Raw genomic sequence first — 22144 nt, 5'->3', positions numbered from 1 at the left:
AGGCTGACTGTGCAGCGTCGGGTTGGCGGGGTCTCGTTGACTTAAACGTTCATTAATGCGTCGGTCATGTGGAAACCGTAGATCACGGCCAGACCAATTAATCCTGTTACTACAAGGTAGTAGAAAGTTGGAATGATGGTTTTGCGCAGTGTCGCACCTTCACGACCCAGCAGGCCGACTGTGGCCGATGCCGCCACCACGTTGTGAATGGCAATCATGTTACCGGCTGCCGCGCCCACCGCTTGCAGTGCGATGACGATGACACTCGATACGCCCAAGGTTTGTGCCACTTCAAACTGGAACTGGCTGAACATCATGTTTGAAATGGTGTTGGAGCCTGCGATGAAGGCGCCCAAGGCCCCAACGGTCGCGCTTAGTGCGGGGAACGCATCGCCCACCAATCCTGCGGCAAAGTTCGCAGTCGTCACCGGCATGCTTGCCAGATCCGACATATTCACGCCTGAGTTGATGAAGATACGCACCATGGGAATGGTGAACACCAACACGAAACCGGCGCCAATCAGGGTTTTGGTCGATTCGCCCAGCGCTTGCCCCATCGGTTTGAGGCTGCGCGCTTGCAGCAAGACGGCCAGCAGAGCGGCGAAGACCAAAATCCCGCCCGGCAAATAGAGCGGTGCAATCGAGGCGCTCACACCCACTTCGCCGAGAATGTTGTTGAACGCCAAATTCACGCTCAGCAGCAGGCCTTTGAAATCCGCACTCACGCGGCTCAGCACCAGAATCACCGCCAGCAGCACATACGGTAGCCACGCCAGCGCGAGGCCCATCGGTTTGCCTTTGATGTCATCGAGATCCATTTTTAGCGAGCCGAGCCATTCCGCTGGCCATTCGCTTTCTGGGCGGAAATCCCAGTTCTGTTTTGGCACCAAAAAGCCTTTTTTCGCTGCGGTGACCACAATCGTCAGGCCGAACAAACCACCCACCAGTGAGGGGAATTCAGGGCCCAGTAGCACGCCCGTCAGTGCGTAAGGAATGGTGAACGCGAGGCCGGCAAATAGCGCGAATGGCAGAATGTTCAAACCTTCGGTCCAGCTGCGGTTTTTGCCAAAGAAACGGGTCAGCATCATCGCCATCAACACGGGCATCAAGGTGCCGACGCTGGCGTGGATGAGCGCCACACTGGCGGTGATCTGCTGCAGGTACGCGTCCCAGTTTGAGCCGTGTGCCACCAGCGCTTCGGTGATGTTGTGTGTATCCAGCCCTTTGTTCACCCCAACCAGAATCGGGGTGCCCACCGCGCCAAATGAAACTGGCGTCGACTGAATCATCATGCCCATCAGCACCGCTGCCAGCGCAGGAAAACCGATGGCCACCAGCAGAGGCGCTGCAATGGCTGCAGGTGTGCCGAAACCGGAAGCGCCTTCGATGAACGAGCCAAAACACCAAGCGATGATGATGGCCTGAATGCGGCGGTCAGGTGAAATGTTGGTAAACCCATTGCGAATCACGGTAATCGCGCCGGTGTATTTCAGTGTGTTGAGCAGGAAAATCGCCCCAAACACGATCCACAGTACGGTGACGGTGATCCCCAATCCTTGCAGTACGGACGCCAACACGCGGTTGGCCGTCATGTCCCAAAATGTCAAAGCAATCGCCACGGTCAGCGCAAACGCGACCGGCATGGCTTTTTTCGCTGGCCAGTTCAGGCCAACCAGAAGAATGGCTGCCACCACAATCGGTGAAAACGCAACCAATGCTAATACAGTGTCGCTCATGGAATACTTCCTCGTCCTTGAACTCTCCATCCATCAATGATGGCTTAACACGTGATGTAGGATACGGGTTAAGACGTTAGAGCTCGGTGTTACAAATTTTTATAGTTGTGATGGGTTTGTTAATTCGGCGTGAATGTACCCCTTTATTTTTTTGCGATATAGGGAAATAATGAAAATAATTAGTTCCAAAATTGGCGTAATCGAATGCGTGCAGATGACTTAATTCTGTTTTCTCAGGTGGTAGAGCTGGGCAGTTTTAGTAAGGTGGCTGAACAAAATAACCTTACGAATTCGGTAGTTAGTAAAAGAATGGCGCGATTGGAAGAGGAATTGGGCGTTCAGCTATTATATCGAACAACGCGTAAATTGACCCTGACCGAAGCGGGCAAGGCGTTGCTGGCGAGTGCGAAAAATGTGAAGCAAGCCACTCAGGAGGCGATGGATGCAGTGGCGGGGTTTGGCGAAAATGTCAGCGGTCACATCCGCATGTCGGTGCCCAGCATCTCGGGTGATTTGATTCTGGCTGACGCGGTGGCGGAATTTTGTAACCTGCATCCGGGGCTGACGGTGGAAATGTCGCTCGACAACCGCTTCGTTGACTTGGTGGAAGGCGGCTTTGATTTGGTGATCCGCACCGGTTATCTCGAAGATTCCAGCCTGATTGCGCGTCATATTCTCGATTCACAATGGGTGGTGTGCGCGTCGCCATCTTACATTGCGCGTAACGGTAAACCGATTAAGCCGGAAGATTTGGTCAATCATAACTGCCTGCAATACGCCTACCAAACGACGGGGGCGACCGATTGGGAGTTCAAAAGCGCCAAAGGCAACTACATTGTGCGCGTGTCAGGCACCTTCACGACGGACAACGCCACGGCGCTGCGTAAAGCGGCACTGGGTGGTCACGGCATTGCTTACGTGCCGCGCTGCTTGGTGTATCACGATTTTCGCAATGGTGAGCTGGTGGACATTTTCCCGGAGCAAGTCGGCAAGAAACTCGGCATCTACGCGGTGTATCCGTTTACTCGCCAGCCGCCGAACAAAGTCCGTTTGCTGATTGAGCACATTCGTGTCCGTTACTTGGCCATTTCCCACTATTTCTGAGCTTTTGGTTCTCTTTTCGTGATTATCTGTTGTGATCGGTTCGTTGTGAGCGCCCGTTCCAGAAAAGAAAAATGCCGCATCCGTGCGGCATGTTCGATCGGCGGCCAAACCGATGTCACTGAGATTGACTCCGCCAGTATGGCAAGGGTCGATGACAGTTTGATTACGCGGCGACTTCCTCATCCACATCAAACGAGGCGGCAATCAATTTCTTGGTGTAGTCGTGCTGTGGACGATGGAAAATGTCTTCGGCGCTGCCTTGTTCCATCACTTCGCCTTTTTGCATCACCATCACGCGATCCGACAGCGCTTTCACCACGCTGAGGTCGTGGCTGATGAACAGAAAACCGATGTTGCGGCGCTGTTGAATGTCTTTGAGCAAGTCAATCACGGTGAGCTGCACTGAACGGTCGAGGGCCGAGGTCGGTTCGTCGAGCAAAATGAAGGACGGTTCGAGGATCAGCGCGCGTGCGATTGCAATGCGTTGGCGCTGACCGCCAGAAAACTCGTGCGGGTAGCGGTTGATCGCGCTGGCATCCAAACGCACTTCTTCCAGTGCTTTGCGTGCCCGTTGCAGACGTTCCGCTTTGCTGATGTGCGGTTGATGGACCAGCAATCCTTCGGTGATGATCTCGCCAACCGTCATGCGCGGTGACAGCGATCCGTAAGGGTCCTGAAACACCATCTGAATGTCTTTTTTCAGCGCCAATCGCTGCACGTCGCTCAGCTTGCGATAGTCCATGCCTTTAAATTCAATCTCGCCCGTTGATGGCAACAGGCCAATCAGCGCGCGGCCCAGTGTCGATTTCCCGCTGCCGGACTCGCCGACAATGCCGAGCGTTTCACCCTGTTTGAGTTCGAGTGAAATACCTTTCACCGCTTCAAAGTACTGATTCCGGCTGGCAATAAAATGCGGCTTGATGAGGAATTTGACCCGAATGTCGCTTGCTTTGAGCAGCGCGGGCGCATCCGCGCTCACCGGATCTTTGCTGCCTTTGGGAATGGCGTTAATCAGCATGCGGGTGTAGTCGTGCTTGGCGTTGGTAAACAACTCTTGGGTGTCACCTTCTTCGACCACATCGCCTTTGCACATCACCAGCACGCGGTCGGCGACATAACGCACCACGCCCAAATCATGGGTAATGAACAAAATCGCCATGCCCATTTTGGCTTGAATTTCTTTGATGAGCTTGAGGACTTCGGCCTGTACCGTCACATCCAGCGCGGTGGTGGGTTCGTCGGCGATCAGAATGTCGGGTTCGTTGATCAGCGCCATCGCAATCATGATGCGTTGCAATTGGCCGCCAGAAAATTCGTGCGGATACTTGCTGTACGCCTGCTGCGGATTGGGTAAATGCACCAGTTCAAATAGTTCCAACACGCGCTGTTTGGCCTGAGCCATCGACACGTTGCGGTGACACCTCATCGCCTCTGCCACTTGAATGCCCACGCGCAGGTAAGGATTGAGCGAGGTCATCGGCTCTTGAAAAATCATCCCAATGCGATCGCCGCGAATGCGCTGCATGTGCGCTTCGCTTTTTTCCAACAGCTCTTCACCTTCAAAGCGAATGCTGGATTGCGGATCGAGACGCGCGTTGTTGGGCAGCAGTTGCATCAATGCGTTGGTAGAGACTGACTTACCGCTGCCGGACTCGCCAACAATCGCCAGTGTTTCGCCGACATTCAGCTCAAAGTTGACGTTTTTGACTGCTTCAACCACGCCATCGTTGGTTTGAAAGCTGACCGACAGGTGTCGAACCTGCAACAGAGGGGAGTGTGACATTGTGCATCCTTATCAATTGATCACGGGCACGCGGCTTTGTAGCTCGCGATACGATTTTAGCTGGGTGAAATAGTGGTGCGCTTTTTCAACCTGTTCATATTCCAATTGCCACGACGCATTGCGCTGCGCGAGGCAGAACGCGCCAATGTGACGCAGCAAATCATGACTGTGTTTTTCCAGCACGGGAGAGACGGCGGCCACCAAATCCAACTCTTCAATCGACATGAATTGCAGCAACGCATAGGCTTGATTGAGCACCTCAAACGCGCGCTGATATTGCCCCATGTTGTTGAGAATTTCCGACTGCGCGACGGCGGCGTCACGCAATCCGGCGATCAGGCAGCTCATTTGGCACGGCTTGGTGTTCTCGTCGTGCGTCGCATGCTGAATGTGGTGCGGCAGATGATGCAGCACATCGTCAAACAGATAGTGAGCCTGTGGCCAATGGCCCTGTTCGAGCAATTTTTCCGCCTGTAGATAGGTGGTCCAACATTGTTGCAGATTCATCGTCCGCCTCCTGTGCAATGATGAAGAATATTTAAATGCAAATAACTATCAATTGCAAATGATTGTCATTTTTAAATTGAGGCGAGTGATTGGCGAGGAACGCTCGTTTGGCGGTGAAATTGATTGTTATTTGTTCGATTGAGCGCGAATCCAGTCTAAGTCACTAAAAAGTCAATGCTTTACATCTACACTTAGGCTACAAAACAAGAAGTATAAACACCGAAGGAGGGGAGTATGACGATTCAACAATTGAACGCAGCGCAGCTCTACCACGTCGCAGAGCTTGAGCAACTGCCGTGTAAGTCGACCAAAGAATTGGCTCCCATTGATGAAATCGTTGGCCAGGAACGCGCGCAAAAAGCGGTCGAGTTCGCCATGTCCATCAAGGAAAAAGGTTACAACATTTACGCCATCGGGCGGAATGGTTTGGGGAAACGCACCATGATTTTGCGCTACCTCAGCCGTCATAAACACGGCCCCATCGATTTGTTCGATTGGTGCTATGTGGCGAATTTTGATGATATTCGTGTGCCACGCGTGCTGAAGCTGCCGTGTGGCGTCGGGCAAGCGTTCCGTCAGGACATTGAAAAACTGATGGTCAAATTGATGAACGCGATTCCACTGGCGTTTGACAATGAGCTCTACTTCTCTCGCGCTGAAAAGCTGAAAAATCAACTGGCGCAAAAACAGCAAGATGAGCTGGAAGAGATTACCCGCAAAGCCAAAGAGCGCAGCATCAGCCTGACGATCACCACCCAAGGCGATTACCAGTTTGTTGCCATGAACGGGGAAGAGCTGCACACCGAAGAAACCTTTGATGCACTGAGCAAAAAAGAGCAAGAGCAGTTCAGCCAAACCATCGATGAGTTGGAAGTGGCACTGCGCAATATGGTGCGCCAGTTGACGGAGTGGGAAGAGTCATACAGTGAAAAGATTAAAAAGCTGAATGACGACGTGACGCTGGATGTGATCGGCCACTTTATCAAACAGTTAAAGCAGGATTATTCCAAGTACGCGGAGGTCAAAACCTATCTGACCGATCTGCAAAAAGACATCGTCGAAAACGTCGAAATCTTTTTGGATGAAACCGGTGAGCAAGGTGAATTGGCCAGTGCGGCGTTGGATAAAAAGCTGCCACGCCGTTACAAAGTGAACGTGCTGGTGAGTCGCACCAAAGAAGATTTTCCGATTGTGGTGGAAGAGAACCCGAACTACCACTCGCTGTTTGGTTACATCGAAACCGCCACCTACAAAGGCACCGTGTTTACGGATTTCTCACTGATTCGTGCCGGTAGTTTGCACAAAGCCAACGGTGGCGTGCTGCTGATGGACGCGGTCAAAGTGCTGGAACAACCCTATGTGTGGGATGGCCTGAAACGCGCCCTGCGTTCGCGCCAGCTCAGTTTCACCTCGTTGGAAAAAGAAGTGACACTGACGGGCACCGTGTCGCTCGACCCAGAACCGATCCCACTTGATGTGAAAATCATCCTGTTTGGCGATTACCGCACCTACGAGCTGCTGACGCATTACGATCCAGAGTTTGGGGAGCTGTTCCGCGTGACCGCCGATTTCGAAGATGAAATGAAGCGCACGCCAGATACCGAGCTACATTACGCGCGCTTTATTTCCAGCATTGTGCACGACAACAGCATGTTGCATTGTGACCGCAAAGCAATTGCGCGCATCATCGAGCACAGCTCACGCATCACCGGCGATCAGAACAAGCTGTCACTGCACTCGGCGCACATCGCCAACTTGCTGCGCGAATCCAACTACGTGGCGCGTCAGGCGAACTCCAACATGATTCGTCAGAACCACGTGGATGAAGCGTTGCAGAATCAAGAAATGCGCGTCAATCGCTTGCAAGAAGGCGTGATGGAAAGCTTCGTCAACGGCACCACGTTGATGGAAACCGAAGGCATGGCGATTGGTCAAGTGAACGCATTGTCGGTACTGGCGACCAGCGATCACGCTTTTGGGGTGCCCAACCGAATCACCGCCACCACATCGTACGGCGACGGTGACATCATCGACATCGAACGCAGCGTGGATCTGGGCGGCAGCATTCACTCCAAAGGGGTGATGATTCTGTCGGCGTATTTGAGTTCAGTGTTTGGTCGCACCGCACGCGTGCCACTGACCACGACCATCACGTTTGAGCAATCGTACGGCGGCGTGGACGGCGACAGTGCCAGCATGGCTGAATTCTGTGCCATTGTGTCGGCATTCTCCAAACAGCCCAACCGCCAAGACATCGCCATCACTGGCTCCATGAACCAGTTTGGCGAATCTCAGCCGATCGGTGGGGTGAACGAGAAGATTGAAGGCTTCTTCGATGTGTGTGGCATCAAAGGTCGCCACAACACTCAAGGGGTGATCATTCCGCGCTCCAACCGCCACAACTTGATGCTGCGGGCGGATGTGGTGAAAGCGGTGGAAAAAGGAGAGTTCCACATTTGGACGATTGACCATGTCACCGAAGCGATTGAAATCCTGACCGGTAAATCGGCAGGGGTGGCAACGGATGACGGCAGCTACCCAGTCGATACCATCTTTGGGTTGGCGCAAGCGAAACTGAACGCACTGCGCAAGTAAACGGATGATTGTTATCACCTGCTGAAACGGCCACCCCAAGGGGTGGCCGTTTTTTATACATTCTTTCATAAATTGTCATGATTGTTTCATCATTGTCAGCGTTGTCATAGGCCAAACGTTTACCTTGTTAACAGTATGATTCGTGTGCAAATTAATACTGGACATGAATATCATCTTTGCCTACTCTCCGCGCCGAATACACTCTTTTGGGCGAACGCCCGCTGCATGGACGCATACTTTTTATTGTGAGGTTGTACCATGCAGGTTTCATTGAAAAACATATCAATACGCGTTCAGATTTTATTACCCGTGGCTTTTCTCACGGTGGTGTTGCTCATCGCACTCTGGATCACCAAATCGAACTTGGTTCAAGAACAAGAATCCGTCGAGGCGAACACGCAGACCTTAGTGCAGTACAAAGACACGCTGGCGCAAGTGGATGACACCATTTACCCGCTGCGCATTAGTGCGGTGTATGCGATTTACGACCCCGCTCGTCGTGACGTGTTTCTGCAAGAGCTCACCAGCGGCTTGAAAACGGTAGACGACACCCTGGAAGCGATGCAAAAACAAAAGCTATATGATGAAGAAATTGAACGCGTGCAGCAGCGCATCGTCGATTATGTAGAAATGTCGCAGCGTGCGGTGGCGTTTTTTACCCGTCGTGATGCTGGTTTAGTCAGCGAACAGGAGTACCGCCAATTCATCGCAGAATACCGTGTGGTGGGAAACCGCATGGTGGAAGCCATTAATAACCTGTCACAAAAGGTCAATCACTACGCGACTCAATCCATGCAACAAAGCGCGAAAGACAGTGATGTCGTCATGCAAAACGCGATGTGGAGTGTGTTGTCGGTCTTGGTGGTGTCGCTGGGCGCCGCTTGGTTGCTGTCGGGAGCGATTGTGGCACCGATTCAGCGTTTGCAAACGGTGATGCGCAAACTGGCGCAAGGCGATTTGTCGGTGCGTGCTGATGCGAGCGGCAACAACGAAATTGCGCGTTTAAACAAAGACGTCAACCAAACCGCAGCGCAGTTGCATGCCACGGTCGATCAACTGACGCGCATCAGTGAAGACGTGGCCTCGGCGGCGACGGAACTGGCGGCTGTCATGACGCAGGCCGAAAGCAACGCGCAGCAAGAGCTGATGGAAATCGAGCAAGTGGCTTCGGCGGTGAACGAACTGGCGAGCACCGCCAACAACGTCAGCGACAACGCGACCTCTGCCGATGCAACGGCGCGCGAAGCGGATGGCTTGGCGCAATCGGGCTTGTCGATCTTTTTGGAAAGTGGTCAAGCCAGCGAGCAGATGTCGGTGGCACTTAACGATGCGGCGCAAGTGGTGCAGCGTTTGAAAGAGCAGTCGGAACAAATCAGCAACGTGATTGAAGTGATTCGCGGCGTGTCTGACCAAACCAACCTATTGGCGCTGAATGCGGCAATTGAAGCGGCGCGCGCAGGCGAATCTGGCCGTGGATTTGCGGTGGTCGCCGATGAAGTGCGCATGCTGGCCGCGCGCACGCAGGCATCGACGGAAGAGATTCAAGCCATCATTGAGGAACTGCAAGGTCAATCGGTGCTCGCCAACGAAAGCATGCAAACCAGCTTGGCGATGCTCAATCGTAACAATGAACTGGCGCTGCGAGCCAACGATGCACTGGTTGGGATTACCGAATCTGTCTCGGCCATCAATGACACCAACGCGCAAGTGGCCACTGCTGCTGAAGAACAATCGCAAGTGACGCAAGACATCAACCGCAACGTGGTCAATATGTCGGAGCTGGTGCAGCAAAATGTCACCGGGATCAGCCAGAGTGCCAGCGCGAGTACCGAGCTGTCCCGTTTGGCCGAAAAGCAAAAAGAGCAGCTTTCCTTCTTTACACTGTAAATATTCTGGAAATCAACAAGCGAAGCCGTGCAATACCTTGTATTGTGCGGCTTTTTATTTGCACCGAAGAGGATCTAACTAGCTGTATCAATTAGGTTTTATGAACCATTCTTCTTATTCCGTTTTGTTATGAATTCAATGCCACATATCACTATCTTTCTTTACATTTCCTCACTATATTGGCGATAAAACAGCGAAAAGTGTGACAATTGTCGCGCAAAAATAACGTCAGTGGGAGCGAGGAGAATGCATGGAAAAACCAGAGAGTTTGTTTGAGTGGCAGAGGATACAACGTTTTAATTTTTCAGTCTGGACCGTCTTGGCCGGCACCCTGTTTGCGCGCACCAGTTTTTTTATGGCGTGGCCGTTTTTGATTGTGTTTCTCTATCAGGATTATGGAGCGACGGCGGTGGAAGTGGGCACCATGCTTGCCAGTTCAGCCGTCGTCGGTGCGATCACCGGGCTTTATTCGGGTTATCTGTCGGATAAGTTTGGTCGCAAATGGGTGATGGTGGCGGGGGCGTTGATTGCTTCTTTGGCTTATACCGGCATTGGTGTCGCGAATCAGATTTGGCACTTTTACGTCTTGGTGATTTTGGCCGGTTTGATGCGGCCGATGATTGAGGCACCAGCAAAAGCGGTGCTGGGCGATAACCTGAGTAACCTCAAAGATCGCGAATTGGCGATGAATGTGCGTTACTTCCTGCTCAACCTTGGCGGCGCGATTGGCCCGCTGATTGGGATCACGCTGGGCTTGGCCCACCCGCAGGTGCTGTTTATCGCCACGGGCATTACCTACCTGATTTACGCGGTGTGGCTCCTGATGGCGATTGAACGCAAAGGTCACCATGTCAAACCCGATCCCTCGCTGTTGCCGAACTTTGGCCGCACGCTGCGCGTGATTGGCAAAGACAGCATTTTCGTCAAAATGATGATTGCTAACTTCATCATGATGTTTGTCTACGCGCAGATGGAGTCGTCCATTCCGCAGGTGATCGTACGCTCCAGCGTGTCCGATGCCGCGCAATTGGTCGCCAGTTTGGTGTTGGTGAATACGCTGACCATCATCATCTTTCAGTTCCCAACCCTCAAGTGGCTGGAACATGTGCCGCTGTTTGTGCGCACGCGTATCGGCATGGTGCTGATGATGTTGGCTCAGGTCGGCTTTTTGCTGACACCGTCTGACTGGCCGTATGGCTGGTACATTGCCGGATTTGTGCTGAGCATGGGCGAAGTGATTGCGTTTCCGACCCTCAATGTGCAAATCGACCGCATGGCGCCCGCGCATCTGCGGGGTTCCTATTTTGGTGCTGCTGCGCTGTATTCGTTGGGCTTTGCCATTGCACCGCTGATTGGCGGTGTGGTGATTGAATCGCTCAATCCGAATTGGTTATTTGGCGTGTGCATTGGCTTGTGTTTGGTGATGATCTGGCTCTACTGGCTGGCCGAACATCAAGACGATCCCGTGCAGCGCGACGTGGCGGTGCAAAACTAACCGCAAATTACTCGACAAAAAAACCGCCACGTGGGCGGTTTTTTTGTCGGTGGACGCGCGGGATTAAGGCTGCACCGATGGGGCCGGCACATCACCGGCGCTGGCCGGATCGATAATCAAGGTGCGAGTTGGGAAGGCGACATCCGCGCCATTGTTTTGAATGATGGTCATGATTTGCAACAGCACATCTTGCTTCACTTCGTGGTAACGAATCCAGTTCACGGTTTTGGTGAAGGTATAGATGAAGAAATCCAGTGACGATGGCCCAAACGCGTTAAAGTTCACGATCAGGGTTTGATGTGCATCGATGTCTGGGTGATTTTTCAACATCTCGCGCACTTCGTTGATCACGGTTTCCATCTTGTTTGCGTCTTGATAACGCAGGCCAATGGTTTCGTGAATGCGACGGTTTTGCATGCGCGACGGGTTTTCTACCACGATGTTGCTGAATACTGAGTTCGGGACATACAGCGGGCGTTTATCAAACGTTCGAATGATGGTCATGCGCCAGCCGATGCGTTCAACGGTGCCTTCAATTTGGCGATCCGGTGAACGAATCCAATCGCCGACTTTAAATGGGCGATCGAAGTAAATCATCAAGCCACCAAAGAAGTTCGACAGCAGATCTTTGGCCGCCAAACCGACCACCAGACCACCGACCCCACCAAAGGTCAGCAACCCTTTTAAACTGAGTCCAAATGCCTGCATCACCGACAAAATTGCGGTGATGATGATCAACATGCGTGTCACTTTGGAGACGGCCTGCACGGTGGTCTCATCGCGTTTGCGCTGCCTGAGGATGTAGTGCTCAATTTCACCCACCAGGCGCAGCAGAATCCACACGAAGATGGCAATCAACATCAATTTCTTGGTGTTTTGCAGCCAGTTAAATTTGGTTTGGAAGTGATCATCGAGCAGCAAGCCCAGAGAAATGGTGCCCGGCCAACACCAGATCAAGGTACTGATGGGCGTTTTGAGGGCGTGCAGGACCACGTCATCCCAATGGAATGAGGTCTTTTCGGTCAGGTTAAACAAATAGCGGTAAGCCAGTCGCCATACGCCCCAAGCCACAAAGCTGGCAAGGGTGATAAACAGCACACTGTTGTCCCAGTCTTTTAAATAAGGCGATGCCTGAAAGCGAAGAATTAAATCGTCAATGCTCATCGGATGGTTGCACTATTCAGTCGGTGAATTTTGTTGCCCAAACTACCAGAAAATGCAGGGATTCTCTATAGATGGCGTCACTGTGACGTTTCCATCCCATACGCGTTTGGTATATAAAATGGAGAGCACATGATTTGGATACGCAGCGCTTGAACGCTGCAAGGCTCAGTATTGTTATTGTCAGTAGGGTAATAAAGGCAACGTAATGAAAATTCGTGATAAGCAGTTCGCAGTCATTGGTTTAGGTCGTTTTGGTTTGTCCGTGTGTCAGGAGCTGACGGAAGCAGGGGCGCAAGTGCTCGCGGTGGATGTCGATGAAGAGAAAGTCAAAGCGGCGATGAATTACGCCACGCAAGCGATTGTGGCCAACTGCACCATTGAAGAAACGGTGTTTGAGCTGAAACTGAAAGATTACGACATGGTGATGGTCGCGATTGGCGAAGACATCAACTCATCGATTCTCGCTACTTTGGTGGTGAAAGAGTCGGGCGCGAAATCGGTGTGGGTGAAGGCCAACGATAAGTTCCACGTCAAGATTCTGCACAAGGTCGGCGCCGACCACGTCATCATGCCGGAACGGGACATGGGGATTCGCGTGGCGCGTAAAATGCTCGATCGCCGCGTGCTGGAATTCATTGAACTGGGCAGCGGCTTGGCGTTAACGGAAGTGGTGATCGGCTCGCGCATGATGGGCAAACAAATTGCCGAAATGCCCATTTGTCAGGAAGCGGGCGTGCAAGTGCTGGGCTTTAAACGTGGCCCGGAAGTCACCAAAGCACCGTCGCTTGATACCGTGCTTGAAATTGGTGATATGTTGATTGTTGTCGGCCCGCAACAAACGCTGACTAAGCAGTTGAAAACCTTATGAACCCGCTTGAACGCAGCGGTATTTTCTACGCGCTGGATAAAGACAAAAACAGCAACAACGGTTCAGAACCCAAGATCATTCTGGTCAGCTTTTTGTCGGTGTTGCTGCCGGCGGCTGTGCTGTTGACCCTGCCCGTATTTTCAAAATCCGGACTCAGCTTTACCGATGCCTTATTTACCGCAACCTCTGCCATCAGTGTGACGGGCTTGGGCGTGGTCGACACTGGCACCCATTTCACTATTCACGGTCAGATTTTGTTGCTGCTGTTGATGCAAATCGGTGGCCTTGGCCAAATGACCTTGTCGGCGGTGCTGCTCTACATGTTTGGGGTGCGTCTGAGCCTCAAACAACAAGCGATCGCCAAAGATGCTTTGGGGCAAGACCGCGCGGTCAACCTGCAAAAGTTGGTCAAACGCATCATCATTTTTGCGCTGATTGCCGAAGGCATCGGCTGGGCGATTCTGTCGTTTCGGTGGGTGCCGGAATTGGGCTGGTCGCAGGGGCTGTTTAGTGCGCTGTTCCATGCGGTTTCTGCATTCAATAACGCGGGATTCTCGTTGTTCTCTGACAGCATGATCAGCTATGCCGATGATCCAACCATTCTATTGACCCTCGCCGGGCTATTTATCTTCGGCGGCCTCGGTTTTACGGTGGTGGGTGATGTGTGGGCACATTGGCGCTCGGGCTGGCGCTATTTCAGCTTGCATACCAAGTTGATGTTGGTGGCGACGCCGGTGCTGTTGCTGATCGGCACCTTGTTCTTCTGGTGCTTAGAACACAATAATCCGCACACCATGCAACCTTTGCCGCTGTGGCAGCAATGGCTGTCGGCTTTCTTCCAATCGGCCACAGCGCGGACGGCTGGGTTTAACAGCGTCGACATTGCGCAGATGAGCCAACCGGCGCTGCTGATCATGATTATTCTGATGCTGATTGGCGCGGGTTCGACATCAACCGGGGGCGGGATCAAAGTCTCGACGTTTACCGTGGCGTTTTTGGCGACTTGGACCTTCTTGCGTCAGAAGAAACACGTGGTGATGTTTAAGCGCACCATCAACTGGCCGACCGTCACCAAAGCGCTGGCGATCATCGTGGTCAGTGGCGCGCTATTGACCATCGCGATGTTCCTGTTGATGTTGACGGAACAAGCCAGTTTTGAAGCGGTGCTGTTTGAAACCATTTCGGCGTTTGCCACCGTGGGACTGACGGCGGGCCTTAGCGCGCAGCTGTCAGAGCCGGGTAAATACATCATGATTGTGGTGATGATCATTGGGCGGATTGGGCCGCTGACCTTGGCGTACATGTTGGCAAGGCCACAAGCGACGCTGCTGAAATATCCGGAAGATAATGTGCTGACGGGCTAAATCTGAGGCGCTTCGTCTCAATCGTTGAAATGCGCTGAGAGTGCCGCTCGGCGCGTTTGCCCGGCGTTGCCCTCGCTGTCGGTGATGGTGTCTTCATAGCCCTGTTTAACAAAGCGTTGAATGGGGCTGCTGGGCTCGATGCGTTTCAGTTGCGGCGATTTCATGGTGCCGGTGACTTGGTAAATGGTGATGCCCAGGCCGGTCTCGACTTCGATATTTTTGCCGTTGTAATCAAAATTGGTGCTCACCAAGCGGTTGTTGCGAAACACGCCGCGTTCATCGAACGTCAGCACTTCGGTCTGGTAGCTGGGCGCGCCAATTTCAATCCATGAACCATGCACATGTTTGGGGTCGACGTAATCCTTGTAGCTGAACAGGAGCAGCGCGCCAAAGCCACAGGCGAGCAGCGTTAAACCGCTCCAAAACACGGTCTTGAATACGGTCTCTTTCGAGACGATGGGCGGTCGGGTGCTGTCGGCATCCGTTCGCGTTCGTTTCTTCCCTGTCGCCACCTTGGTTTACTCCTGTTCCCGGCTCTCCTCCTGTCGATGGGGAGGTTGAATTGAAAGCATCGTCCTGTGCGCGTGTACATCGTTTGGGCGGGGTGCCCCGAATCAATGTTCAGCCCGGAAATCACGTCAAGCCACATGCGCTGCTCTGCCGAAAAATTATCGCAAAATAAGCGTGAAATAGCTTGGCGTCGGCGCAAACAGAACGCAATTCGTGGTCAGCAAAGTATGATCTTGCTTCAAGAATTGAGCTTTCTATCAATGGACGCCTCGGGTGATGTCCGTGCCACAAAATATAGGTCAAGATGGCGCGTGACGCCCTCAATGAAAAGAGTCAAAGAAAGCGGCAGCTAAACCTTGTGTCGACGACGTTCTTGAGTTAAAAACAGAGCATCCGTGCGCTGGCTGCGCACGGCATGCATTCAATTCAACAAGGAAGAACAATGATTAAAGAGAACAGCTATTTCGAAGGCAACGTGAAGTCTTTGGGTTTTCAGCAGAATAATAATGACATCACGGTTGGCGTGATGGCGCCGGGTGAATACACCTTCGGTACGGGCGCAGCAGAGCGCATGACGGTCGTGAAAGGCGCGCTCACCATCAAACGTACAACAGACGCCGATTGGGTGACGTTCAACTCAGGCGAAGCATTTGAAGTGGAAGGCAACTCGTCGTTTGATCTCCAAGTGGCGGTCTCGACCGCGTACTTGTGCGAATATCTTTAAGTATTGCGTTGGCGCTTCGTCGACGGATGAATGAAAAGGTCACACGCAGGTGTGGCCTTTTTTATTGCGCGGGGGTGGCGAACAGGCCCAATAAATCATTCATTTTTTGTCTCGTGATGGCGTTATTTCGCTTGAACAGTCAAATGACCTTTCTATATTAAAATTCCCTTATATATGAGCTAGTTAAATTTAATCGATTTAGATTTATCTGAATAAGAATATGCTAATTAACGATTAATAAATCAGCAAAATAGATATATTTTTGTGATCTGAGTTCACTCTAGGTGAGAAAAATCACAAGCTGCACAATTTATGCAAATTCCCAATCTAGTATCTCGCATGTGAATCATTCGAACATGAAGTATTGGTTGGGTAACTGTATTTATGAGAGCTTTCTTTGAAGTGCATCTGCGGTTGGTGATTACCGTTTGGGTGATCTTGCTGTCCGTACTCAGTTTGCTGTACTTGATGAACTACATGAAGTTCGACAGCCTGATGTCGCACGTGGTGTCTTCAAAACTGGAAGTGATCTCCTCCTCACTCGCCAATTCGGTGGAACGGGTCGAACGTCTCGGCATTCCTTATCAATCCGCCAAAAACCTCAAACAACAAATCGACCAAGCCCGAATTCGCGAACCGAATGTGGTCGCGGTGGCCTTGATTGATCAGCACGGTCAACCCTTGGTGCAATCTTACGCTGACAACAGCCCGGTGCAGACCCTACCAGAAGATGTGGTTCGCCGCGCCCTCAAATCCAGTGAACCAAGGTGGACGCTGAGCGATGATTCCGAGCTCTACAGTGGCCTGCAAATTTACGACAGCTTTGGCACGTTCGCCGGCAGCATCGTCATCGTGTACGACAAATCTGCGCTGTTTGGCGTGTATGCGTTGGTGCGTTTGCATCTGCTAGAAGCCACCGTGGTGATTTTCCTGCTCGCGTCGTTGCTGGTGTTTTTCATCATTCGTCTTGGCTTTGGGGATGTCACCAACGTCATCAAGTTGATACACGGCTATTCAACCGGCGATCAACAACGCCTCGACCACATTCCGCAAGGTCAGATGACCCAAAGTCTGGCCGAACAAATTAAGCAAAGCGAAAAGATGAAGTCACTGGTGTCGGAAGAGCTGGAAAAACTTCAGGACCTGACGGTCAGTCAGCCATCGACGCAAAACACTGAGGTGCGTTCATGAACAAAGCCAAAAGTATGGCCAGTTTTATTAACCGCCGTCTGATTCTGATTACGATTCTGAGCGCCTTTATTGCCTCGGGACTGAGCGCGGTTTACACGCTGGTGGAATTCAACTTTTCGGTGAAACCTGAGCTGCTGAAAAAAGCCAATGCCATTGCGCAGAGCGTGCATGATGATCTGACCACGGCGGTGGATGCGGGCGTGCCGTTTGATCAGATTCGCGGGATGGATGCCTACCTGAAAGATTCATTGGATAAGTACCCGGAGCTGACGTTTGTTGCCGTGACTCAGGGCGACACCGTGCTCTACAAAGCGGGCGAAGTGTCCAATTTGGATCTGGCCGACGACAAGACGTTTGAAAAATCATCGACTCAGTATCTCGGCGCGTCACTACTCGATCGTTTGAGCGTGGTGGTGAAAGAGCTGCCACTGCTGTTTGAATCGTCGTTTCTGGGCAACTCACCGCAAAGTGATGTGTTTCGCCTTGATATTGATACGTCGGGTCAAACCGCTGGCCGCGTGTATGTCGGCCTGAGCGCAACTTACGTACAGTCGCAACTGACGGATATTTTCTTTGATATCGCTATTGTGCTGGTGGCCGTGCTGCTGGTCTGTTTCGAAGTCGTCATGGTGGTGGTGATGTTCTACATCTCCGGCCCGCTGGAAGAGTCCGAATCGATCCTTAAGCGCCAGGTGAAAGGAGACTTCTCCGTCAATGAGAATGTGGCGACTCACGGCACCATCGGCACATTTGCTGACCGCCTCAATCAGGATTCACGTGAACTGCAAAGCCGCTTCAGCCGCCTGTTTGGGTTGCTCAACAGCGAAAGTGCGCTAGAGCTGCAAAACCGTCTTAAATCGATTGCAGAACGTTTTCGCTTGCAAAGCCGATTGGGCATGCGCAAAGGCGACATTGTCGATGCGCGAATTCCGCTGTTTGTGTTTTCGTTTGCCGAAGAGCTGCAAAAATCATTCATGCCGCTGTTCGTGGAAGAATTCTATGAGCCTTCTTCTTGGATCTCCAAAGATGTGATGCTGGGCCTACCGATTTCGGTCTTCATGCTAGTGATCGCTGCGTGTACGCCTTTCGCCGCGAAGTGGGTGGATCGTTGGGGCCAGAAACGCTTGTTCCTGTTGGGATTGATCCCGGCGATTGGTGGCTACTTTGGCTGCGCCTTTGCGACCAACAGTATGGACATCGTGATGGCGCGCGGCGTGACCGCGTTCGGTTACGCGGTGATCACCATCAGTTGTCAGAGCTACATCGCTGCGGTGGTCACTTCAGAAAACCGCGCCAAAGGCATGTCTATCTTTGTCGGCGTGCTGATGACCGCCACCATGTGTGGCACGGCGCTGGGCGGCATCATTGCGGACCGCATTGGTTATCAACCGGTGTTCCTGATTTCTGCTGCACTGGCCGCGTTTGCTGGTCTGCTGGCGTGGCGTATGTTCTCGGGCAGCGTCAACGATGGCAAAAAGCAGGGCGCAAAGAAAGGCAGTATCAAACTGTTGGCCAAAAACGCCCGCTTTGTGGCCGTGACCGTGTGCTGCGCGATTCCCGCCAAAATTGTCCTGACCGGTTTCCTTTACTTCACCGTGCCGCTGTATCTGGTGTCACTCGATGCCAGCCAGTCTGAAATTGGCCGCATCATGATGATTTACTCTTTGGTGATCATTCCGCTCAGCCCGATTGCGTCCGGCATTGCTGATCGCACCAAGAAGATGCGTGAACTGATCGTGCTCGGTACCATTTTGTCGGGTGGCATTCTGGTGTCGCTCTATGGCGAAGCGTCCATCATCAAAATGCTGATGGCGGTGACACTGATGGGGATTGCGCACTCCATTTTGAAAGCACCACTCATCGCGTGTGCGCTGGAAGCGTCGGAAGACACACCTGAAGTTGGCCGCACGGAAGTGCTGGGCGTGCTGCGCACCGCGGAACGTATCGGTAGTGTGCTTGGCCCGGTGATCGTCGCTTCGTTGCTGGCGATGTATGACTTTGGCGCTGCGATGGCGATTGTGGGGTGCGGCATTATTTTCTGCGGTGTGATGATGATTCTTTTCCTCAATATGCCTGCTCGCCGCCGTGGCATGGAGGCCGAACTATGAAATCTATTCTTTCGGGTCTGTTGCTGTTGGTTTGTGCACAAACGCTGGCGGCTGAAGAACACAAAACGGTACTGATGACGGTGTGGCGCGGATGCGAAGAGTCGTGTCAGGGCTTTCAGGATTACCTAAAAAATAATGGCTTGCCGGTGGATGTCATTGTGCGCGATGCGCAGCGCGACACCAGCAAACTGGCGGGCTTTCTGGATGAAGCCAAAGCCATGTCGCCGGATTTAGTGGTGACCTGGGGCACCAGCGTGAGCAAAGCCATGATCGGCACACGTGCTGAACTCGGCGAACAAACCAAGCTGGGCGATATTCCAGTGATGTTTATGGTTGTCGCTGACCCGGTCGGCGCAGACATCAGTGCCGCCGCCGATAAAACGGGTCGCCCAACGGTAGCGGGCATTCGCAACCGCATCAGCGAAGACACTCAGATTCGTGCCATGCGTGAATATTTCCCGGTGACCAAAGTCGGCGTGGTCTATTCGACGGCGGAGCTGAACTCTGTACTGAACACGCAGGAGCTCAAGCAGCTTTCAGAATCGATGGGCTTTGCGGTGTATACCGAGACCTATGCGCTCGATAAAGCGGGCAAGCCACTACCGAATCAGTTTGACGAAAAAATGCAGCACCTTGCCGAGCAGGGTGTCGACGTTGTGTACGTCGGATCCAGCTCGTACAACTTGGCGAACAGCGACCGTTTTACACAAGCCGCGATGAAATACGGTTTGCCCGTCGCGAGCGCGTATGACTCGATGGTGACCAATTCGTCGGCGCTGATTTCGGTGTCCAACAAGTATTACCGTGTGGGGCAGTTGGCCGCCAACCAAGCGAGCAAGATTTTGTTTGATGATGCCAAGCCCGGTGATTTACCGATTGCTGAACTGAGCAACTACGCCATCACCATCAATATGGATGTTGCCCGCAAGATGTCACTGTTTCCGCCCATTCAGCTACTGCGATTTGCCGATCTGGTCAATGTGCAGCAGGAGCAGGCGCAATGATGACTGACCGCAAAGACACGGCATTAAGAGGCGTCGCCGATGAATGAATTGATTGATGCGCAAGGCAGCTATCTGGTGGTTCAGGACGCCAACGGCAATGAGTTTGTGGCTTCAACCCTGAGTGTGACTGAGCAGATCAACCAGCACTATGAGTGGCAAGCCGACATCATCGTGTCGGATTCTTCGCCCGCGGATTGGATTGGCACTGAAGTCAGCTGCTCGGTCTACAACGTGATTGGCGATTCGCGCACCAGCCTGCGTCAGTACCAAGGCTATGTGGTGAAAGCGCAGGCTCAGTCGCAACGGATTGATTCCAGTTACTACGGCATCAAACTGACCGTTCAGCCATGGCTGTTCCTGCTCAAGCATTCACGCCAGTGCCGCGTATTTCAGGAGCAAACCGCGCAAGACATCGTGACGTCCATTTTCGATGAGCTGGGCTTTAGCGGTCAGTACACCGTCAACAGCATGCCATCGACCAGTCGTGAATATTGCGTGCAGTTCGGTGAGTCGGATTTTGAGTTTGTCACGCGCTTACTTGCTGAAGATGGCGTGCATTTTTACTTCGGCAAAGATGCCAACGCGGCAAAACTCTATCTGCAGGAAGCGCAGATGTCGTTTGAACAAAGCGGCATGGCGACGCTGGATTACGCCGCTGCGCCGTCGGGTGATTACGACGTGTTGGAGACGTGGCAGCGTGAGTATGCGTTTCACAGCGCGTCACTGGAAATTGCTGGTTACGACTACTCGCAATCGAAAGTGGTGACCAGCGGCGCCAAGGCGTCGAGCTACGCTGTTGCGGGCAACACCAAACTCAAAGAGTACCGTTATCCGACGGCATCGATCACCAATGATTTCAGTAGCCTGACCTCAACCCTTGGCACGCTGCAGCGTGGTCAGCTCGATTCTGGCTATGACCGTATTCACGCCAAGACACCATCGGCAGATTTGTGTGTCGGTCAGTATCTGAAACTGGCGGCGCATTCAGACAGTGCTGAAGAAGGCAACTATCTGGTGACCGAGCTGCATTACCAGTTTGAAAACCAAAAAGGCAACGCGTTCAGCGCTCAGGCTGAGTTGGTGTGCGTGCCAGAAGATCAGGTGTTCTATCCGCCCGCGAAAGCTCGGCCCGTATTACACGGCCTGCAATCTGCGGTTGTGGCGGGTAGTACCGAGAGTGAACCTGCCAGTGATACGTCGGGTCGCGTGCGGATCAAATTCCATTGGGATGACGAAACCGGCGACAAAACCAGTTGCTGGGTTCGCGTTGCCCAAGGTATGGCCGGTAGCGGCTACGGCATGCAATTTCTGCCACGCGCGGGTCAGGAAGTGCTGGTGAGTTTTATCAACGGCGACCCGGATCAGCCCGTGGTGGTGGCGAGCGTCTATAACTCGACCAACACACCGCCATACCCAACGGAAAACACCACTGAAAGCGGCGTGAAAACCAAGCTGGCGGGCGAGTCAAACGAGCTGCGTTTCGACGACAAGAAAGACAACGAGCTGTTGTATCTGCACGCCGCCAAGGATTTCACCAGTGAAGTCGTGAACGATCACAGCGAAACCGTCGGTGGAGAAATGACCTTGGCGGTCACCAAGAACCTGACGGAAACCATTGAGCAGTCACACAGCCTGTCTGCCAAAGAGGGCATCACGCTGACGACGGAAAAATCGTATGCGCTGACGGTGACCGAGTCGATCACGCAAGACGGCAAAGACATCACCCTCACGGGCAGTGATTCACTGACCTTAAAAGTGGGTGACAGCAGCATTGTGATGAGCAGCGACAAGATTGAGATTTCCAGCAGCACCATCGCATTAACCGCAGATTCTGCCATTTCTCTGTCGGGTGGCGACATCAGCCAATCGGGTGATTCGATCAGTCTCGATTCTGATGGTTCTCTGAGCGCGTCGTCGGGCAGTTCGATGTCTCTCAGTGCGGGCAGCAGCTTTACCGCCTCAGCCAGCAGTTCGGCCACCGTGTCTGGCCTCAACGCGACACTGAGCGCAGATGTCACCGCGACCGTGTCGGGCAGTGCGACGGCGGAACTGAGTTCTGATGGTCAGGCGTCTATCAGCGGCACATTGGTGATGGTGAACTAAA

General features: G+C 52.7%; 16 protein-coding genes and 1 pseudogene. 12 read left to right on the top strand and 5 right to left on the bottom strand.

Translation table 11 applies throughout. The features are described 5' to 3' along the window. Positions 1-41: 41 nt before the first annotated feature. The gene (locus ACS18Q_RS21355; RefSeq protein WP_441257841.1) at positions 42-1691 is read right to left on the bottom strand and encodes an L-lactate permease; all 1650 of its coding nucleotides are present in this window, start codon (positions 1689-1691) and stop codon (positions 42-44) included. Between the two features lie 4 nt (positions 1692-1695). Between ACS18Q_RS21355 and ACS18Q_RS21350 the strand changes: the two are divergent. Further along, positions 1696-1773 (top strand): annotated as a pseudogene (locus tag ACS18Q_RS21350) (deoxyribodipyrimidine photolyase); the annotation flags it as partial. 167 nt (positions 1774-1940) lie between these two features. Further along, positions 1941-2840, top strand: coding sequence for a LysR family transcriptional regulator (locus ACS18Q_RS21345; RefSeq protein ID WP_100267941.1), 900 nt, complete (start codon positions 1941-1943; stop codon positions 2838-2840). Positions 2841-3003: 163 nt separating this feature from the next. Here ACS18Q_RS21345 and ACS18Q_RS21340 read toward each other — a convergent pair whose 3' ends face one another. Together ACS18Q_RS21340 and ACS18Q_RS21335 are read right to left on the bottom strand one after the other, a co-directional pair. After that, a complete protein-coding gene (locus ACS18Q_RS21340; RefSeq protein ID WP_441257840.1) occupies positions 3004-4623 on the bottom strand; it encodes an ABC transporter ATP-binding protein in 1620 nt (539 codons plus the stop codon). 12 nt (positions 4624-4635) lie between these two features. Further along, positions 4636-5130, bottom strand: coding sequence for a hypothetical protein (locus tag ACS18Q_RS21335; protein WP_432581948.1), 495 nt, complete (start codon positions 5128-5130; stop codon positions 4636-4638). Positions 5131-5364: 234 nt separating this feature from the next. On the opposite strand from ACS18Q_RS21335, the gene ACS18Q_RS21330 reads away from it, so the two are divergent. The 3 genes from ACS18Q_RS21330 to ACS18Q_RS21320 all read left to right on the top strand — a co-directional run bounded on the left by ACS18Q_RS21330 (position 5365) and on the right by ACS18Q_RS21320 (position 11107). Then, on the top strand, positions 5365-7725 hold the full coding sequence (locus tag ACS18Q_RS21330; RefSeq protein ID WP_004727553.1) for a Lon protease family protein: 2361 nt from the start codon (positions 5365-5367) through the stop codon (positions 7723-7725). 258 nt (positions 7726-7983) lie between these two features. Next, positions 7984-9612: a methyl-accepting chemotaxis protein gene (locus ACS18Q_RS21325; RefSeq protein WP_041943240.1), complete on the top strand. Its 1629-nt coding sequence runs from the start codon at positions 7984-7986 to the stop codon at positions 9610-9612. Positions 9613-9862: 250 nt separating this feature from the next. Then, entirely contained in the window at positions 9863-11107 is a 1245-nt protein-coding gene (locus ACS18Q_RS21320) for an MDR family MFS transporter (RefSeq protein WP_004727555.1), read from the top strand. A 63-nt stretch (positions 11108-11170) separates the two neighbouring features. On the opposite strand, the gene ACS18Q_RS21315 is transcribed toward ACS18Q_RS21320, so the two are convergent. Beyond that, positions 11171-12271 (bottom strand): mechanosensitive ion channel family protein, encoded by a 1101-nt coding sequence (locus ACS18Q_RS21315; protein WP_154179532.1) that lies wholly within the window; start codon positions 12269-12271, stop codon positions 11171-11173. Between the two features lie 205 nt (positions 12272-12476). On the opposite strand from ACS18Q_RS21315, the gene ACS18Q_RS21310 reads away from it, so the two are divergent. Together ACS18Q_RS21310 and ACS18Q_RS21305 are read left to right on the top strand one after the other, a co-directional pair. Then, a complete protein-coding gene (locus ACS18Q_RS21310; protein WP_004727557.1) occupies positions 12477-13139 on the top strand; it encodes a potassium channel family protein in 663 nt (220 codons plus the stop codon). Continuing rightward, entirely contained in the window at positions 13136-14503 is a 1368-nt protein-coding gene (locus ACS18Q_RS21305) for a TrkH family potassium uptake protein (RefSeq protein ID WP_004727558.1), read from the top strand. Before ACS18Q_RS21310 ends, ACS18Q_RS21305 begins: the two co-directional genes overlap by 4 nt. A gap of 17 nt (positions 14504-14520) precedes the next feature. Here ACS18Q_RS21305 and ACS18Q_RS21300 read toward each other — a convergent pair whose 3' ends face one another. Next, entirely contained in the window at positions 14521-15015 is a 495-nt protein-coding gene (locus ACS18Q_RS21300) for a DUF2850 domain-containing protein (protein ID WP_014257738.1), read from the bottom strand. A gap of 440 nt (positions 15016-15455) precedes the next feature. Here ACS18Q_RS21300 and ACS18Q_RS21295 point away from each other — a divergent pair, with 440 nt between their 5' ends. The 5 genes from ACS18Q_RS21295 to ACS18Q_RS21275 all read left to right on the top strand — a co-directional run bounded on the left by ACS18Q_RS21295 (position 15456) and on the right by ACS18Q_RS21275 (position 22143). Then, the gene (locus tag ACS18Q_RS21295) at positions 15456-15737 is read left to right on the top strand and encodes a pyrimidine/purine nucleoside phosphorylase (protein WP_004727560.1); all 282 of its coding nucleotides are present in this window, start codon (positions 15456-15458) and stop codon (positions 15735-15737) included. A 384-nt stretch (positions 15738-16121) separates the two neighbouring features. Next, positions 16122-16928 carry a hypothetical protein gene (locus ACS18Q_RS21290; protein WP_014257737.1) on the top strand — a complete coding sequence of 269 codons (807 nt, stop codon included), beginning with the start codon at positions 16122-16124 and terminating at the stop codon, positions 16926-16928. Beyond that, positions 16925-19036 (top strand): MFS transporter, encoded by a 2112-nt coding sequence (locus ACS18Q_RS21285; RefSeq protein ID WP_143679646.1) that lies wholly within the window; start codon positions 16925-16927, stop codon positions 19034-19036. Before ACS18Q_RS21290 ends, ACS18Q_RS21285 begins: the two co-directional genes overlap by 4 nt. Further along, complete coding sequence (locus tag ACS18Q_RS21280) at positions 19033-20040, top strand: ABC transporter substrate-binding protein (RefSeq protein ID WP_158164672.1); 1008 nt, start codon at positions 19033-19035, stop codon at positions 20038-20040. Before ACS18Q_RS21285 ends, ACS18Q_RS21280 begins: the two co-directional genes overlap by 4 nt. A 39-nt stretch (positions 20041-20079) precedes the next feature. Beyond that, a complete protein-coding gene (locus ACS18Q_RS21275) occupies positions 20080-22143 on the top strand; it encodes a type VI secretion system Vgr family protein (RefSeq protein WP_441257839.1) in 2064 nt (687 codons plus the stop codon). The last annotated feature ends 1 nt before the right edge of the window (position 22144 follow it).

The sequence above is a fragment of the Vibrio sp. Vf1514 genome, assembly GCF_052076135.1.
In the GTDB taxonomy this organism is placed as follows: domain Bacteria; phylum Pseudomonadota; class Gammaproteobacteria; order Enterobacterales; family Vibrionaceae; genus Vibrio; species Vibrio furnissii.
The sequence above is the reverse complement of the archived record's forward strand: the minus strand, read 5'-3'. Positions and strand labels throughout refer to the sequence as shown.

Coding starts and splice junctions, on each gene's coding strand:
- ACS18Q_RS21345 (WP_100267941.1), top strand. CDS start 1,941: ATGCGTGCAGATGACTTAATTCTGTTTTCTCAGGTGGTAGAGCTGGGC.
- ACS18Q_RS21340 (WP_441257840.1), bottom strand. CDS start 4,623: ATGTCACACTCCCCTCTGTTGCAGGTTCGACACCTGTCGGTCAGCTTT.
- ACS18Q_RS21335 (WP_432581948.1), bottom strand. CDS start 5,130: ATGAATCTGCAACAATGTTGGACCACCTATCTACAGGCGGAAAAATTG.
- ACS18Q_RS21330 (WP_004727553.1), top strand. CDS start 5,365: ATGACGATTCAACAATTGAACGCAGCGCAGCTCTACCACGTCGCAGAG.
- ACS18Q_RS21325 (WP_041943240.1), top strand. CDS start 7,984: ATGCAGGTTTCATTGAAAAACATATCAATACGCGTTCAGATTTTATTA.
- ACS18Q_RS21320 (WP_004727555.1), top strand. CDS start 9,863: ATGGAAAAACCAGAGAGTTTGTTTGAGTGGCAGAGGATACAACGTTTT.
- ACS18Q_RS21315 (WP_154179532.1), bottom strand. CDS start 12,271: ATGAGCATTGACGATTTAATTCTTCGCTTTCAGGCATCGCCTTATTTA.
- ACS18Q_RS21310 (WP_004727557.1), top strand. CDS start 12,477: ATGAAAATTCGTGATAAGCAGTTCGCAGTCATTGGTTTAGGTCGTTTT.
- ACS18Q_RS21305 (WP_004727558.1), top strand. CDS start 13,136: ATGAACCCGCTTGAACGCAGCGGTATTTTCTACGCGCTGGATAAAGAC.
- ACS18Q_RS21295 (WP_004727560.1), top strand. CDS start 15,456: ATGATTAAAGAGAACAGCTATTTCGAAGGCAACGTGAAGTCTTTGGGT.
- ACS18Q_RS21290 (WP_014257737.1), top strand. CDS start 16,122: ATGAGAGCTTTCTTTGAAGTGCATCTGCGGTTGGTGATTACCGTTTGG.
- ACS18Q_RS21285 (WP_143679646.1), top strand. CDS start 16,925: ATGAACAAAGCCAAAAGTATGGCCAGTTTTATTAACCGCCGTCTGATT.
- ACS18Q_RS21280 (WP_158164672.1), top strand. CDS start 19,033: ATGAAATCTATTCTTTCGGGTCTGTTGCTGTTGGTTTGTGCACAAACG.
- ACS18Q_RS21275 (WP_441257839.1), top strand. CDS start 20,080: ATGAATGAATTGATTGATGCGCAAGGCAGCTATCTGGTGGTTCAGGAC.